Source organism: Pseudomonas sp. B6001, from assembly GCF_013386015.1.
Classification (GTDB): Bacteria; Pseudomonadota; Gammaproteobacteria; order Pseudomonadales; family Pseudomonadaceae; genus Aquipseudomonas.
In genome coordinates, this window is record NZ_JACAOX010000017.1 from 234,840 (window position 1) to 250,556 (window position 15,717).

Sequence of the window (15,717 nt, forward strand, 5' to 3'; positions counted from 1 at the left end):
ACCATGACCCGTTCATTACGCGTCCTCTACATCGCCTTGTTCCTCGCCGTGCTGCTGGCGTTGGGCGCCTGGTCGATGCGCAGTTTCCTGGGCTTCAGCACCAACGCCGACGCCACCGTGCTCAACGGCCGCTGGACCAAGGCCGTCGAGACCCACTACGACGACCAGTTCCCGATCAAGCGCCTGGGCACCAACCTCTGGGCAGCGCTGGACTACAAGCTGTTCAACGAAGGCCGCCCTGGCGTGGTGATTGGCCGCGACCACTGGTTGTACAGCGACGAGGAATTCAACCCGATCGTCAACGAAGACCAGAACCTGCAAGGCAACTACGCCTTGGTGGAAGGCGTGCGCCAGAAGCTCAAGGCCCAGGGTATCCAACTGGTGATGGCGATCGTGCCAGCCAAGGTGCGGCTGTACCCGGAACACGTGGGTGAAGTGCAGCCGGCGAGCATCCGCGCCGGTCTGTACCAGGACTTCCATGCCCGCATGGCCGCCGACAAGATCGTCGCCCCCGACCTGATGGGTCCGCTGCAACAGGCCAAGCTGCACGGCCAACAAGTGTTCCTGCGCACCGACACCCACTGGACCCCGGACGGCGCTGAAGTGGCGGCCAAAGAATTGGCCAAGACAATTGCCAACAAAACGCCCCTGAGCGGCGAGCCTCAACGCTTTGTCACCGAAGCCGAGAAGACCGAGCCACACAAGGGCGACCTGCGCCTGTTCCTGCCGCTGGACCCGCTGTTCGAAAACCTGATGCCGCCCAAGGAGCCACTGCAAAAACGCGTGACGCACCTGGCCGAAACCAAAGGCGACGATGCACTGTTCACCGACAGTGAAACCCCGGTGGCCCTGGTGGGCACCAGCTACAGCGCCAACCCGAACTGGAACTTTGTCGGCGCGCTGAAGCAAGCCCTGGGCAGCGACGTCATCAACTACTCCGAAGACGGCCACGGCCCGATCCTGCCGATGCTCAGCTACCTGAAAAGCGACGACTTCAAGAACAGCCCGCCACAGGTGCTGATCTGGGAGTTTCCCGAGCGTTATCTGCCTGTGAACAACGAAATCGGCGATGCCGACCCGCAGTGGGTTGCGCAGCTCAAACAAGCCGGTATGCGCCAACAGAACATGGCTATCAACACCCCCACCGTTAAAAACATGAACTCCGAGACGCCCGACCGGGCGCAAAACTGAAAGAGAGGTAACTCACATGACTTTCACTACTAACCTCGCAAAAACTTTTGCCCTCGTCGCCGGCATGAGCGTTGTTTCGATGTCCGCCTTCGCCGGTGGCGACGCCGCCCTCTACGGTCCCGTCGCGCCAAAAGGCTCGAGCTTTGTGCGGGTGTACAACGCCAGCAACCAGGAAGTCAGCGCCACCGTCGGCAGCACCAACCTCAACGAGGTTGCACCGCTGGCCAGCAGTGACTTCAGCTTCATGCCGGGCGGTGACTACAGCGCCAAGGTCGGCAGCCAGACCCTGCCGGTCAAGCTCGCCGCCGACCACTACTACACCCTGGTCAGCAGCGGCAGCGGCCAACCGCAACTGATCGAAGAACCGCCGTTCAAGAACAAGCAGAAATCCCTGGTGCGCGTGCAGAACCTCAGTGACAAGTCGCTGACCCTGAAAACCGCCGATGGCAAGACCGACGTGGTCCAGGCCGTGGCCGCCAAGGGCCGTGGCGAGCGCGAGATCAACCCGGTGAAGGTCAGCCTGGCGCTGTATGAAGGCGATAAAAAAGTCGGCGACGTGAAGCCGGTAGCTCTGGAACGCGGTGAGGCCGCAGTGCTGTACGTCACCGGCACCGGCGCCAACCTGTCGCCAGTGTGGGTGAAACGCCCTGTGTCGACCCGCTGATTAGATTTTCAGATTGACGCTGCCCCCTGTGGGAGCTGGCTTGCCTGCGATGCGGACAACTCGGTGTATCAGGTACACCGAGGTGATGCCATCGCAGGCAAGCCCGGCTCCCACAGGCTCTAACCAAATTTGATTCAAGGAGAAACACCATGATCCCAGTAATCCTTTCCGGTGGTAGCGGCTCACGTCTTTGGCCGCTTTCGCGTAAACAGTTTCCCAAGCAGTTCCTGGCCCTGACCGGCGAGCACACCTTGTTCCAGCAAACCCTGGAGCGCCTGGTGTTCGACGGCATGGACGCGCCCATCGTGGTGTGCAACAAGGACCACCGCTTTATCGTCAACGAGCAACTGGCTGCCCGCAAACTGGAAACCCAGCGCATCCTGATGGAGCCGTTCGGCCGCAATACCGCGCCGGCCGTGGCCCTGACGGCGATGATGCTGGTCAACGAAGGCCGCGACGAACTGATGCTGGTGCTGCCCGCCGACCACGTGCTGGATGACCAGAAAGCCCTGCAACGCGCCCTGGCCCTGGCCACTGTGGCGGCTGAGCGTGGCGAAATGGTGCTGTTCGGTGTGCCGGCCACCCGTCCGGAGACCGGCTACGGCTATATCAAGTCGACCAACGATTCGCTGCTGCCCGAAGGCGTCAGCCGCGTGCAACAGTTCGTGGAAAAACCCGATGAAAAACGCGCCGCCGAATTCGTCAAGAGCGGTGGTTATTTCTGGAACAGCGGCATGTTCCTGTTCCGTGCCAGCCGCTTCCTCGAAGAGCTGAAAAAACACGACCCGGACATCTACGACACCTGCCTGCTGACCCTGGAACGCAGCAACCAAACCGCCGACACCATCGACATCGACGAATCCACCTTCGCCTGCTGCCCGGACAACTCCATCGACTACGCCGTGATGGAAAAAACCCAACTGGCCTGCGTGGTGCCATTGACTGCCGGCTGGAGCGACGTGGGTTGCTGGGCATCGCTGTGGGACGTGAATGAAAAAGACGCCAACGGTAACGTCAGCAAGGGCGACGTGGTGATCCAGGACAGCAAGAACTGCATGATCCACGGCAACGGCAAGCTGGTGTCGGTGATTGGCCTGGAAAACATCGTGGTGGTGGAAACCAAGGACGCGATGATGATTGCCCACAAGGACAAGGTCCAGGGCGTCAAGCAGATGGTCAACACCCTCAACGAGCAGGGCCGCAGCGAAACCCAGAACCACTGCGAGGTGTACCGTCCATGGGGCTCGTACGACTCGGTGGATATGGGCGGGCGCTTCCAGGTCAAGCACATCTCGGTGAAACCGGGCGCGTGCCTGTCGTTGCAGATGCACCACCACCGCGCCGAACACTGGATCGTGGTCAGCGGCACCGCCGAAGTCACCTGTGACGAGAACGTGTTCCTGCTCACCGAAAACCAGTCCACCTACATCCCGATTGCCTCGGTGCACCGTTTGCGTAACCCGGGCAAGATTCCATTGGAGATTATCGAGGTGCAGTCCGGCAGCTACCTGGGTGAAGACGATATCGAACGCTTTGAAGATATCTACGGTCGATCCACGCCAATCGAGCGTGGCGTTTCGGTGAAAACCATCGCGCAGTAAACAGAGCAGCACAACAAGCCCCCGCCCCACCGACTGCGTCCCCTATCCGCAGCCGGTGGGCCGGGGGCTTTTTCTTTGGGGCCGGGGAACCCGAAGATGGTCAACTCCACCTACGCTTGGTTAGGATGCCCGTTCCGTTTTCGAGGTTGTTGCCATGTTCTTTGGTGTCTTGCTGATTATCACCTGGCTGATCCTCTTGCTGCGCTACCCCGCCAGGGCGTTGCCGGTTTCCCTCGCGGCCGCCGTCGGCCTGGGCCTGGTGGCGGTATGGGTGGTGTGGCTGGACAACCGCGAGGCCCAGCAATTGGCACGCCTGGAACTGCGTACCGTCTACGCGCCGAAAGAATGCCCCGCAGACCGCCCGCTCAAGCTCACCTTGAACAACGGCAACAACGTACCGCTGACCGAACTGCGTTGGCGCATCGCCGCGTATGCGCCGGGCGATACGGTCAACCTGGCAGACAACGTGTACGCTGCCCCGCGCTATCGCGGCCCCGGCGAACTGCAGGCCGGCGCCACCTGGGAAGACTGCCTGCCAGTGCCGCCGCTGCGCCCCGGCTACCGCCCGCAAACCCTGGAATTTCGTGCCGAGCATTTGCAAGGCAGCTTCTCTGACTGATAACGACAAAGGACTGATCCATGCCCAACGTACTGATCACCGGGTGCTCCAGTGGCATTGGCCGTGCCCTGGCGGACGCCTTCAAGCAAGCCGGCTTTGACGTGTGGGCCAGCGCCCGGCGCAGCGAGGATGTGGCGGCACTTGCCAGCGCCGGCTTTAACGCGGTGCAACTGGACGTCAACGACAGCGCTGCACTGGCGCAGTTGGCCGGGCAGGTCGGCGAGCTGGATGTGCTGATCAACAACGCCGGCTATGGCGCCATGGGTCCGTTGCTCGACGGCGGCACCCAGGCGATGCAGCAGCAATTCGAGACCAACGTATTCTCAGTGGTCGGCGTGACTCAGGCGCTGTTCCCGGCCCTGCGTCGCCGTAAAGGGTTGGTGGTGAATATCGGCAGCGTGTCCGGCGTGTTGGTCACACCGTTCGCCGGTGCGTATTGCGCCTCGAAAGCCGCAGTGCATGCCTTGAGTGATGCGTTGCGCATGGAGCTCGCACCGTTTGACGTGCGGGTGATGGAAGTGCAGCCAGGCGCCATCGATACAAGTTTTGCAAAAAACGCCGGCACCCAGGCCGAACTGTTGATCAATGAAAAGTCGCCCTGGTGGCCACTGCGCGAAAGCATCCGCGCCCGGGCCAAGGCCTCCCAGGATCGGCCTACGCCCGCCAGCCAGTTTGCGGCAGACGTGCTCAAGGCCGTGCAACAGGGCACGCCGCCGCGCCTGTTGCGCTCGGGTAATGGTTGCCGGGCACTGCCGTGGATGGCGGCGCTGTTGCCCAAGGGCTTGCTGGAGACTGTCTTGAAAAAGCGCTTTGGCCTGAGCGGCCAGCTCTAAGAGCCCCCGCCTCCCCGTGGCGAGGGAGCTTGCTCCCGCTGGGCTGCGCAGCAGCCCCAAAACCACCCATCCAAGTTTCCTGAAAGAATGCGCTGACCTTTTCAGGGGTGCTTCGCCCCCCAGCGGGAGCAAGCTCCCTCGCCACACGGTTTCTCGGCTGATCAGCCTTTCATGAAATCAATGAAGGCCCGCACTTTCAGGGGCAAATGCCGGGTATCCGGGTACAACGCGTACACCCCCTGCGGCGCAAATCGATACCCCGGCAGCAACCGCACCAAACGCCCCGCATCCAGGTCTTCCTGCACCAGCCACTGGGGCAGGATCGCCACGCCATGCCCGCGCACGGCAAACGCCTGGAGAATCGCGGCACTGTCGGCAACCAGTGAAGCCTTGCCGGGGCCTGGACGGTACAGGTGCTCATGGCCGGCCGGGTCGAGCACCGTCAACTCCGTCAGCCGCCCGTGCCCCAGCTTGGGCAGTTGCTCCAGTTCTTCCAGCGTGGCGACCCCGGCAAACCCCGGTGCAGCCACGGCGAGGATTTCGTAGCTCGACAGCTGCACCGCCCGATGATTGGAGTCGAGCATCCGCCCCAATCGAATAGCCACATCGAAGCGCTCGGAGATCAGGTCGGCGTGGCTGGAGGAGGTGGATAACTGGATGTTCAATTCCGGGTGCAGGCCGCGAAAGGTTTCCACTGCCGGCACCACCACCGCCAATCCGTATTCGACGGTGGTGGTGATCCGCAATGTGCCCTTGAGCTGGCTGTGCTCCGAACGGGCTTCTTCCACCGCCAGGCGCGCTTCTTCCAGCATGCGCGTGCAGCGCAGGTAAAAGCGTTCGCCCGCATCGGTCAGTGCCAGTTGCCGAGTACTGCGGGTCAGCAGGGTCACGCCCAGCTCGGCTTCCAGGCGCTTGAGGTTGAAGCTCACCACCGCTCGCGTCTGCCCGAGGACATCAGCGGCTGCCGTCAACGATCCGGCCTCGACCACGGCCTTGAAGGTGTCGAAACGATCCAGGCTGACCATATGCCACGCGCTCCTTTGTCAAAATATTTTTGACAAACTAACAGTCAAACCGCTGTTTCCCAAGTGCCCGCACCCGCCTACCCTGCCGCCATCCACAGCAGGAACCGCGCAATGACCTACCGCTCGAAAGTCACCTGGATCTTTCTACTGGGCTTCGCCCTCGACCTGGTGAACATGTTTGTCGCCACCATCGCTTACCCGGACATCGCCCGCGAGTTGCACGCCTCGGTCACGCAACTGGCATGGATCGGCAACGCCTACATGCTCGGCCTGACCGTGGTGATTCCCCTGAGCGTTTGGCTGGCGGCGCTGCTGGGGGAGCGCCGGTTGATTGCCGTCAGCCTGTTGCTGTTCGGCGTAGCCTCGGTGCTGGTGGGCCAGGCCGCCTCGATTGAAGCGCTGATCGGCTGGCGCCTGTTGCAGGGCTTGGGTGGCGGCTTGTTGATTCCGGTGGGGCAAGCCTTGGCCTATCGGCATTTTCCGCCGGCAGAACGCAGCCAACTGACAGCCAGGGTCATGCTGGTGGCGCTGCTGATTCCGGCGTTGTCGCCAGCATTGGGTGGCCTGGTGGTGGACAGCGTGTCGTGGCGCTGGATCTTTTTCGCCAACCTGCCGCTGGCGCTGATCACCGTGATGCTGACCTTGCGCTGGCTGGTGGCAGACACGCCCGCGTCCACACGCCCGGCGCTGGAGCTCGGTCACGTATTGGGCCAGGCTCGCCGCCCGATGCTGCGGGTCGCGATGCTGGTTTACCTGTTCATCCCGGGCGTGTTTATCGGCACCAGCCTGGTGGCGATTCTTTATCTGCACGGTCTTGGCTTTACCGCCAGCCACATCGGCGCGCTGATGCTGCCGTGGGCGCTGGCCTCGGGGCTGGCGATTGCCTTGAGCAAAAAACTGTTCAATCGCTGCGGGCCGAGGCCGCTGCTGCTGGCGGGCATGCTGCTGCAAGCCCTCGGCATCCTGTTGCTGATCGAGCCGCACCCGGTTGTCGTGGTGCTCGCCTACCTCCTGATGGGCCTGGGTGGCAGCCTGTGCAGCAGCACCGCGCAAACCCTGGCCTTTCTCGACATTCCGGCCGAGCGCATGGGGCATGCCAGCGCCTTGTGGAACATCAATCGGCAATTGAGTTTTTGCCTCGGTGCCGCCGTGCTCAGTGGGGTGCTGGCTGCGCTGGACTCGTTCACCGTCACCTTCGCGATTGCCGCAGCGTTGACCCTGTTTCCGTTATTTGCCGTACTGTGGCTGGATGCGTCCAAGGTACGGACACTGCTTCACCCTGCCAGCGAGCCCACACGATGATTGACTACCGCGATTTTTTTGATGAAGTGATCCAGGCCCATGTCGAAATCGAACAATGGTTTGCCGGCACAGCCCCCGAGGGAACACTGGAGGTTTTGCTGAGGCGTTTTTCGCCGGACTTTTCCATGATCACCCCGGCGGGCAAACAACTGGATTTTGCACTGCTCAACCAGCTGTTCAGCCAGGCTGGCGGCAAGCGGCCCGGGTTCAAGATCAGCCTCAGCGAGTTTGCCGGGATTGACCGACATGCCCGTGGCGCGACGGTGAGTTATCGCGAGCAGCAGGTGGATGGCAGCGGTGCCCAAACCGATCGGCGATCGACCGTGGTGTTTGAAAAGCAGGCCAGTGGCGCCCTGCTGTGGCGCCACTTGCACGAGACGTTTCTACAGGCCTGACACGGTCAAAATGTGGGAGCGGGCTTGCTCGCGAATGCGGTGGATCAGTCGATATTTTCGTTGACTGACACACTGCCTTCGCGAGCAAGCCCGCTCCCACATTCAGTTCTGTGTTTGATTGACGATCACGGTGCAGGTGATCCCCGCCGCCAACAGCACACCTTCCGGCACTTCATCGATATGAATCCGCACCGGCACCCGCTGGGCCAGGCGCACCCAGTTGAACGTCGGGTTCACATCGGCGATCAACTCGCGGCTCTCCGGGTTGTCCCGGTCGTAGATGCCGCGCGAAATGCTTTCCACGTGGCCCTTGAGGGTTTCGCCGCTCATCAACTGCATGTCGGCCTTGTCCCCGACTTTGACGTGGGGCAGCTTGGTTTCTTCAAAGAAGCCGTACACCCAGAACGAGTTCATATCCACCACCGCCATCTTCGCCTCGCCGATGCGTGCATAGTCGCCGCGGTGCACGTTGAGGTTGGTGACGTAGCCGTCGACCGCCGCCACCACCTGGGTGCGCTTGAGGTTCAGTTGCGCCGCTTCAAGCTGGGCCAGGGCATGTTGGTAGTCGGCCAGGGCCGAGTCGGCGATGTTACTGGCGTCGTCGCGGTTTTCCTTGGAGATCACCAGGGCGTCGAGGTCGGCGCGGCGGTGGGCGTTGACCTTGCGCATCTCCCAGGTGGCCTTGCGGGAAGCCACCAGGGATTGCGCCTGCTTGACCGCAATCTGGTAATGCTCAGGGTCGATCTGCATCAGCAGGTCACCCTTTTTCACCAACTGGTTGTCACGCACCGGAACGTTGACCACTTCGCCGGTGACGTCGGCGGCGACGTTGATGATGTCGGCGCGCACCCGGCCATCGCGGGTCCAGGGAGTTTCCATGTAGTGCACCCACAACGTGCGGCCAATCCAGATCGCCAGGGCCAGTACCAGCAAGGTCGCGAGCAGGCTGAAAAACTTTTTCATCGGGGCATTCTCAACGGTAGACGGTCAGCGCCAGGGCGCCGAACAAGCAAGCGAACAGGCTCAGGCGCAGCAGCGCCGGGTGCCAGAAAAAACGGTACAGGTCAAAGCCGGCCAGGAACCGGTCAAGGGCCCAGGCCAGGCCCGCCGCGATCAGAAACATCAGGGTCATGGTGGGCATGTAGACGCCGTGGAAGGCGATTTCACGAGGCATGGGCGGGTCCTTCGGGCTTGAGGGCAGCCAGGGGTGATTGCGGGTCCAGCAATGAGGTGCGGATAAAGTGCAGGTAGCTTTTCACCCGGCGCAGGGCCGAGGTGTCGAAGTGCGGGGCGAAGGGTTCGTCGGTGGCCTGCACCCGGCTGATGGCGTGGTCCACGGCGATCAGGCTGCGCTCCAGGTTGCTGGCGCTGGGTTGCAGGAACAGCCGCACCAGCGAACGGCCCATCACCCGGATCGCCTGGCGCCACGGCTGGGACTCGGCATACGCCGGATGCACCGGCAGGATCGCCTGTTCCTTGCGCAATTCGATGATTGCGTGGCCGACTTCCAGCACCACGAACATCCAGCGCAGCAGGTTGCGTTGCACCTGGGGTTGCCCGGCGGCAAAGCCGTAGGCCTGGTGCAGCAGGTCGCGGGTGCGGCTTTCGAAACCCGAAGCCAGGCCCTTGAGTTTACCGCTGATGGCGAACACCACTTGCTCGCGCAAGTCCTGCTCCAGCCGACGCCACAACCAGCGGCTGTTGGGCGGCAGGATGATCGCGCCCGCCGCCGCACACACCAGCATGCCGATGACCATGGCGATGTAGTCGTTGATGAAGGTGTAGGGGTTGTAGATCGTGAGGTTGTCCGGCACCGAGCCGGTGCTGAAGAAGATCAGCAACCCGACGCCGACTCCCGCGTACTGCGGGCGCGAAGCCAGGAACGAACCGAAGATGATCACCGGCGCGAGCATCACGCACAGCAACGGGAAACCGTCGATCCAGGGGAACACGAAGAACATTTCGACAAAGCCCACCAGCGCCCCGATCAAGGTGCCGCAAGCCATTTGAAAGGCCATGCGCTTGGGGTTGGGGGTGGCGGCCGACAAACCCACCGTCGCCGCGGCGATCAGGGTCATGGTGGCGCCACTGGGCCAGGCCGTGGCCACCCAGTAACTGCCGAGCACGATCAGGATAAACGAGGCGCGAATCCCCGAGGCGGCGCAGGCCAGCCAGTTGGTTTTGGGGGTGTAGGGTTCGTCCCAGTGTTCGCGCTCGTGGCTGTGATCCGCCAGGGATGCGTGGGTCTGGGCGTAGTTGTGCAAGTCGTCGACGAAGCGGTACAGCAGCTCATAGGCGGTGTGAAAGTCCAACAGTTCGGCGTCGCTGGGGGCGCTTTCCTGGAAGCGGGTGCGCAGGCTGCGCACCTTGGCGGGCAGGCCTTCCTTGTAGGCGTTCAACTGATTGGCCAGGCGCGCCGCATCGGGGCTGGTGAGCGCACGGCCGGAAAAACCGTCGAGCAGTTCCGCCAGGTCTTGCAGGCCCGGCTTGATGGCAGCCACCACGTGATCGGCCTCCTGGCTGCGCAGGCGCTCGAGCAATTGGTGCAAGGCGTTGAAGCGCGTGGTGATGCCCATGAACTCGCTGTTCAAGCGCGTCAGCCGGCCATTGCGCCGACGCATGTGCGGGTCTTCGAACACGGTGATGCTGCGCAGCCCTTCCAGGCCCACGGCTTCGGCGATAAAGCGCACGTTGCTGCGCTCAAACCCTTCACGCTCACTGCGACCGCGCAGGCCATCGGTGACGAACAGCGCGAACACACCGAAGCGCTGGTACAGGGCGTTGCGCATCGCAGCGCTGGAGGTTTGCGGCAGGATCGCGGCGCTGACCAGCGTGGAGCAGACAATCCCCAACGAGATTTCCAGGACTCGCCACACCGCCGCCATAAACGCGCCGTCGGGATGGGCCAGGGCCGGCAAGCCGACCATCGCCGCGGTGTAGCCGGCCAGCACAAAACCGTAGGCGCGAAAGTTGCGATTGCGGGTCGCGCCAGCAGTGCAGATGCCGACCCAGATCGCCAGCGAACCGAGGAACAGTTCAGTGTTCTGCGCAAACAACGCGATCAGGAACACCATCACCGCCGAGCCCGCCAGGGTGCCCAGGAAGCGGTAGAAACTCTTGGCGAATACCTGGCCGCTTTGCGGCTGCATCACGATAAATACCGTGATCATCGCGGTACGCGGTTGCGGCAATTCCAGGCGCATCGCCAGCCACAGCGTCAGGAAGGCCGCGATCAGCACCTTGAAGATATAGACCCAGGTCACGCCATCACTGCGTGCCCAATCGAAGAAACCGCGGCGCCACTCAAGCGAGTGCAACCAGCGCAGCGGTGCAGGCAAGGGAGTCATCGCATCCTACTCAGTGATCAAACACGGCGAGGGCCGCCGGGGTCTTGCTCGGTAAGGTCTGGCTGTCCTGAGGCACGTCGCTGCCGGCACCGAGGCCACCGCCCAACGCGGTCACCAGTTCGGCGTGGGCACTCAGGCGTGCAGCCTGGACCTGCTGCTGCACCTGCTGTTGGCGGAACAACAGGCTTTGGGCATTCAGCACGTTGAGGTAGTCGGTGAGGCCGCGCTGGTAGGCGATCATCGCGATGTCATAGGTCTTCTGCGCCGAAGCCACCGATTCGGCGGCGAAGGCTTGCTGCTTGTCCATCGACTCGCGGCGGATCAACTGGTCGCTGATGCCCTTGAGCGCGTTGACCAGGGTCTGGTTGTAGTGCGCGACGGCGATGTCGTAGCCGGCGCTGGCTTCACCCAGTTGCGAGCGCAGGCGGCCACCGTCGAAGATCGGCAGGCTGATGGCAGGGCCGGCGGTGTAGTTGAGTTTCTTGCCGGTCAGGAAACTCAGCATTCCGCCGCCGGTGGCGACGTAGCCGAGGCTGCCCACCAGGTCGACGTTGGGGTAGAAACCGGCGTGGGCCACATCAATGCCACGGGCCTGGGCCGCCACTTGCCAGCGGCTGGCGACCACGTCCGGGCGCTGGCCGAGCAGTTCGGCCGGCACGCTCGACGGCAGTTTCAGCGGCGCGGCCAGGGACAAGGTGGGCCGCTGCAACTGCGCGCCCTCCCCCGGCCCTTTGCCCGCCAGCGCGGCCAACTGGTTGCGACTCAGGGCGATCTGTTCATCCAGGGCGTCCAGCTGGCGATGGGTTTCCGGCAGCGGCGTCTCAGCCTGGCTGACTTCGAAGTGGGTGCCGATCCCGCCATTCAAACGCTTTTGCGCAAGGTCGAGAATCTGTTGTTGCTGGGCCAAGGTGGCGGCCACGATATCGCGCTGGGCGAAGTGCAACGACAGCTGGATATAGGCGCGCACCACGTTGTTCTGCAATTCGAGCTGCGCCTGGCGCGCTTCGGCGGCGCTCATGTGGGCCATGTCCACGGCGCGCTCGGTGGCATTGCTTTCGCGGCCCCAGAGGTCGAGGGCATAGCTCAGCCCCAGGGACGCGTTGTTGTCCCAGGTGGTGGAATTGTCCAGCGCGCCTGGGCCGTAGAATTGGTCGCTCGGCCAGTTATGGCGCTTGAGCGTGGCATCACCATTGATCTGCAACGACTCGGCCGACTCGGCGATCCCGGCCATGGCCCGGGCTTCACGCACACGTGCAGCGGCCATGGCCATGCTCGGGCTGCCTTGCACGGCGAGGTCGATCCAGTGGTTGAGTTGCGGGTCGCCGTAGGCTTGCCACCATTGCGCGGTGGGCCAGTGGGCGTCCTGGGCGGCGCTTTTGATCGCCTCGTCGGTGGCCAATGAACTGGCGACGAGTGACTGGCCTTGAGGGGCAATTCCTCCGGTTCCGATGCAGCCGCTGATTGCTAACGATAAGGCCCAAACACTGAGAGTCTTCAGCTCTCTGCTGATGCGACGCGGCACTGCTGCGAATTCCTGAGAGGGTGTTGCGGGGAAGGTGGCGCAATTCTAAGGGGCGGGCCGGATGGCGATAAGGTGGGATTCTTGTGAATCTTTGTTACCGTTCAGGCGATAATCCGTTCGTAGGGATCACTGGATCCTGCAACTTCGTGTCACAATTTGCCATCTCCCCTGAGAGCACCTTAATGGACACCTTGCAAAACATGCGCGCCTTCAGTTGTGTGGCCGAAGCCGGCAGCTTCACCGCCGCCGCCGTGCAACTGGATACCACCACGGCCAACGTCTCGCGCGCGGTCTCCAACCTTGAGGCCCATCTGCAAACCCGTTTGCTCAACCGCACCACCCGCCGCATCGCCCTGACCGAGGCCGGCAAGCGCTATTTGCTGCGTTGCGAGCAGATCCTGGCGTATGTCGAGGAAGCGGAAGCCGAAGCCAGCGATGCCCACGCCCGCCCGGCCGGGCAGTTGAAGGTGCACACCATGACCGGCATCGGCCAGCACTTCGTGATCGATGCGATTGCCCGCTACCGCCGCACCCACCCGGACGTGACCTTTGACCTGACCATGGCCAACCGCGTGCCGGACCTGCTGGATGAGGGTTACGACGTGTCCATCGTGCTCGCCAGCGAGTTGCCGGATTCGGGGTTTGTCTCGCAGCGCCTGGGGATAACTTACAGCATCGCCTGTGCCTCGCCGGCCTACGTCAAGGCCAACGGCTGCGCGCAACGGCCCAGCGACCTGCTCAACCACGCGTGCCTGCGCCTGGTCAGCCCGGTGATTCAGCTGGATAAATGGTCGTTCAATGGCCCGGAAGGCCAGGAAAGTGTGGCGATCAACAGCTCACCGTTCCTGGTGAACTCGGCCGATGCGATGAAGACCGCGATCACCAGCGGCATGGGCGTTGGCCTGTTGCCGGTGTATGCGGCGATTGAAGGGCTGCGCAACGGCACCCTGGTGCGGGTGATGCCCAACTACCGCTCCCAGGAGCTCAACCTGTACGCCATCTACCCGTCGCGCCAATACCTGGATGCGAAGATCAAGACGTGGGTGGAATACCTGCGCAGTTCCCTGCCGGAAATCATGGCCGCGCATCAGGCGGAACTGGCGGCCTATGAGCTAAGTGGCAGTTTGGGCGGGGTACGACTGAGTAACTGAGGGGGGCGGCCGCTACACCGGCAGCGTAATGCCAAAGGTGTTGCCGCCGCCCTCGCTGCGCACAAACACATCTCCGCCGTGCATCAACGCGATCGCCTTGACGATCGCCAGTCCCAACCCGTGATTCGCCCCGCTATTGCTGCGGGACGCGTCCACCCGATAGAACCGCTCGAACAACCGGGGCAGGTGCTCGCTGGCAATCTCATCGCCCGGGTTGGTCACCCCGATCGCCACGTGATTCGCCAGCACTTCGATCTTCACCTCGATCACCTGGCCAGGCGCCGTATGCTGCACCGCATTGCTCAACAGGTTGATCAACGCCCGGCGCAAGTGCGCCTTCTCGATCTGCACCTGGGCATCGCCGGTCACACGCACCTGCACCTGGGCGTCCTCGAGGATAAAGTCCAGGTAGTCCAGGGTGGTCGCCACTTCATCCGCCAGCGAACTGGTGATCAGCTTGGTGGCCTTGCTGCCCTGGTCTGCACTGGCCAGGAACAGCATGTCATTGATGATCGAGCGCAGCCGTTCCAGCTCTTCGAGGTTCGATTGCAGCACCTCGAAATAATGCTCGGCCGAACGCCCACGGGTCAGCGCCACCTGGGTCTGGCCGATCAGGTTGGTCAGCGGCGAGCGCAGCTCATGGGCCACATCGGCGTTGAATGACTCCAGGCGCGAATAGGCCTGTTCCACCCGGTCGAGGGTCGAGTTGAAGGAGTTGACGAACTGCTTCAGCTCCGGCGGCAATGGCGACAATTGCAGGCGCCCGGAGAGTTTCGGCGGTGCAAGTTTCTGCGCCTCGTCCGACAGTTTGATCAGCGGCTTGAGACCGATGCGCGCCACCCAGAACCCCAGCAGCGAGGCCAGCAGCACGCCGACAAACGCCAGGCCGATCAGCGCCACCAGCAGTTGATGCTGGGTGGCGCGGAAGTTCTCGGTGTCGACCGCAATCAGGAAACGCAGCGGCGGGCGCTGCTCCTTGGCTGGAAACTGGCTGACCAATACTTTGAACGGGTAGGCATGGCCCGGCAGGCGCAAGTCGCGCTTGCCGGTCGGGCCGGCGGCAAAGGCGCGAATCTGCGCGTCCGGGTTGCCGTATTCGTAGGTCGGGTCGCTGCTCACCACCCAGAAGCGAATGCGCTTGTCTTCCTCTCCCAACAACTTGAGCTTGGCGGTGATCTTCGCCCAATGGTCCGGCGTACCGAAGCGATTGACCGAAGACTCCAGCACGCTGTAGCGCGCATCCAGCTCGGCCCCGGGCAGCAGGCCCAGGCCTTTGTCCACCTGCTGGTACAGCGCGCCGCCGATCAACAGGAAGATCAGCAGCGCCACCAGGGTGAACATGCCGCTCAGGCGCAGGGCGATGGAGTTAGCCGACACTGCGGTTCTCCAGCACGTACCCCATGCCACGGATGGTGTGCAGCAGTTTCTGTTCGAACGGTCCGTCGAGCTTGGCCCGCAGGCGTTTGATCGCCACTTCCACCACGTTGGCGTCGCTGTCGAAATTGATGTCCCAGACCATTTCCGCAATCGAGGTCTTGGACAGGATTTCACCCTGGCGCCGGGCCAATACGCTGAGCAGCGAGAACTCCTTGGCGGTCAGGTCCAGGCGAACGCCGTTGCGACTGGCCTTGCGGCTGATCAGGTCGATCCACAGGTCGGCGATGGTCACCTGCACCGGCTCATGCCCGCCACTGCGACGGGTAAGGGCTTGCAGGCGCGCCACCAGTTCGAGGAACGAGAACGGCTTGCCGAGGTAATCATCCGCGCCTTCGCGCAGGCCGCGAATACGGTCTTCCACGCGCTCGCGGGCGGTGAGCATGATCACCGGCGTCTGCTTGCGCGCCCGCAGCGCGCGCAATACACCAAAGCCATCCAGGCCGGGCAGCATCACGTCGAGCACGATGACCGCGTAATCGTTCTCCAGGGCCAGGTGCAACCCTTCGACGCCTTCACGGGCGACGTCGACGGTATAGCCTTGCTCCGTCAGGCCGCGGTGCAGGTAGTCGGCGGTTTTTTCTTCGTCTTCAATAATCAGTACACGCATGAGCCTTTTGTTCCAGGACGGGG

15 protein-coding genes are annotated in these 15,717 nt (G+C 62.8%); 8 read left to right on the forward strand and 7 right to left on the reverse strand.

Going from position 1 to position 15,717, the window contains the following annotated elements; translation table 11 throughout:
• The first annotated feature begins 3 nt into the window (after positions 1–3).
• The 5 genes from HX821_RS18420 (at position 4) to HX821_RS18440 (ending at position 4,908) form a co-directional block, all read left to right on the forward strand.
• Positions 4–1,191 carry an alginate O-acetyltransferase gene (locus HX821_RS18420; protein ID WP_003216279.1) on the forward strand — a complete coding sequence of 396 codons (1,188 nt, stop codon included), beginning with the start codon at positions 4–6 and terminating at the stop codon, positions 1,189–1,191.
• 16 nt (positions 1,192–1,207) lie between these two features.
• A complete protein-coding gene (locus tag HX821_RS18425; protein ID WP_008434181.1) occupies positions 1,208–1,855 on the forward strand; it encodes an alginate O-acetyltransferase AlgF in 648 nt (215 codons plus the stop codon).
• A 149-nt stretch (positions 1,856–2,004) separates the two neighbouring features.
• Positions 2,005–3,456, forward strand: a complete 1,452-nt coding sequence (locus tag HX821_RS18430; protein ID WP_003216275.1) for a mannose-1-phosphate guanylyltransferase/mannose-6-phosphate isomerase — start codon at positions 2,005–2,007, stop codon at positions 3,454–3,456.
• Positions 3,457–3,610: 154 nt separating this feature from the next.
• Positions 3,611–4,075, forward strand: a complete 465-nt coding sequence (locus HX821_RS18435) for a hypothetical protein (protein WP_003216273.1) — start codon at positions 3,611–3,613, stop codon at positions 4,073–4,075.
• A 20-nt stretch (positions 4,076–4,095) separates the two neighbouring features.
• Positions 4,096–4,908 (forward strand): SDR family oxidoreductase, encoded by an 813-nt coding sequence (locus HX821_RS18440; RefSeq protein ID WP_177027778.1) that lies wholly within the window; start codon positions 4,096–4,098, stop codon positions 4,906–4,908.
• 161 nt (positions 4,909–5,069) lie between these two features.
• Here the strand turns inward: HX821_RS18440 and HX821_RS18445 are convergent, their stop codons facing one another.
• Positions 5,070–5,933, reverse strand: coding sequence for a LysR family transcriptional regulator (locus HX821_RS18445; RefSeq protein ID WP_003216270.1), 864 nt, complete (start codon positions 5,931–5,933; stop codon positions 5,070–5,072).
• 111 nt (positions 5,934–6,044) lie between these two features.
• On the opposite strand from HX821_RS18445, the gene HX821_RS18450 reads away from it, so the two are divergent.
• The gene (locus HX821_RS18450) at positions 6,045–7,235 is read left to right on the forward strand and encodes an MFS transporter (protein ID WP_177036207.1); all 1,191 of its coding nucleotides are present in this window, start codon (positions 6,045–6,047) and stop codon (positions 7,233–7,235) included.
• Positions 7,232–7,630, forward strand: a complete 399-nt coding sequence (locus tag HX821_RS18455; protein WP_003216266.1) for a hypothetical protein — start codon at positions 7,232–7,234, stop codon at positions 7,628–7,630. The genes HX821_RS18450 and HX821_RS18455 overlap by 4 nt, the downstream gene beginning before the upstream one ends.
• A 102-nt stretch (positions 7,631–7,732) precedes the next feature.
• Here HX821_RS18455 and HX821_RS18460 read toward each other — a convergent pair whose 3' ends face one another.
• Genes HX821_RS18460 through HX821_RS18475 form a run of 4 tightly spaced genes read right to left on the reverse strand, consistent with a single transcriptional unit; the run spans position 7,733 to position 12,499 of the window.
• Positions 7,733–8,593 carry an HlyD family secretion protein gene (locus tag HX821_RS18460; RefSeq protein WP_087692839.1) on the reverse strand — a complete coding sequence of 287 codons (861 nt, stop codon included), beginning with the start codon at positions 8,591–8,593 and terminating at the stop codon, positions 7,733–7,735.
• Positions 8,594–8,603: 10 nt separating this feature from the next.
• Entirely contained in the window at positions 8,604–8,804 is a 201-nt protein-coding gene (locus HX821_RS18465; RefSeq protein ID WP_003216262.1) for a DUF1656 domain-containing protein, read from the reverse strand.
• Positions 8,794–10,977 (reverse strand): FUSC family protein, encoded by a 2,184-nt coding sequence (locus HX821_RS18470; protein WP_008434187.1) that lies wholly within the window; start codon positions 10,975–10,977, stop codon positions 8,794–8,796. The genes HX821_RS18465 and HX821_RS18470 overlap by 11 nt, the downstream gene beginning before the upstream one ends.
• A gap of 10 nt (positions 10,978–10,987) precedes the next feature.
• Positions 10,988–12,499 carry an efflux transporter outer membrane subunit gene (locus tag HX821_RS18475; RefSeq protein ID WP_177036208.1) on the reverse strand — a complete coding sequence of 504 codons (1,512 nt, stop codon included), beginning with the start codon at positions 12,497–12,499 and terminating at the stop codon, positions 10,988–10,990.
• A 182-nt stretch (positions 12,500–12,681) separates the two neighbouring features.
• Between HX821_RS18475 and HX821_RS18480 the strand changes: the two genes are divergently transcribed.
• Positions 12,682–13,650, forward strand: a complete 969-nt coding sequence (locus HX821_RS18480) for a LysR family transcriptional regulator (protein WP_003216257.1) — start codon at positions 12,682–12,684, stop codon at positions 13,648–13,650.
• A gap of 12 nt (positions 13,651–13,662) precedes the next feature.
• Here the strand turns inward: HX821_RS18480 and HX821_RS18485 are convergent, their stop codons facing one another.
• Both HX821_RS18485 and HX821_RS18490 read right to left on the reverse strand, forming a co-directional pair.
• Entirely contained in the window at positions 13,663–15,027 is a 1,365-nt protein-coding gene (locus HX821_RS18485) for a heavy metal sensor histidine kinase (protein WP_102369879.1), read from the reverse strand.
• Positions 15,017–15,694 carry a heavy metal response regulator transcription factor gene (locus tag HX821_RS18490; RefSeq protein WP_003216255.1) on the reverse strand — a complete coding sequence of 226 codons (678 nt, stop codon included), beginning with the start codon at positions 15,692–15,694 and terminating at the stop codon, positions 15,017–15,019. The genes HX821_RS18485 and HX821_RS18490 overlap by 11 nt, the downstream gene beginning before the upstream one ends.
• Between the last annotated feature and the right edge of the window lie 23 nt (positions 15,695–15,717).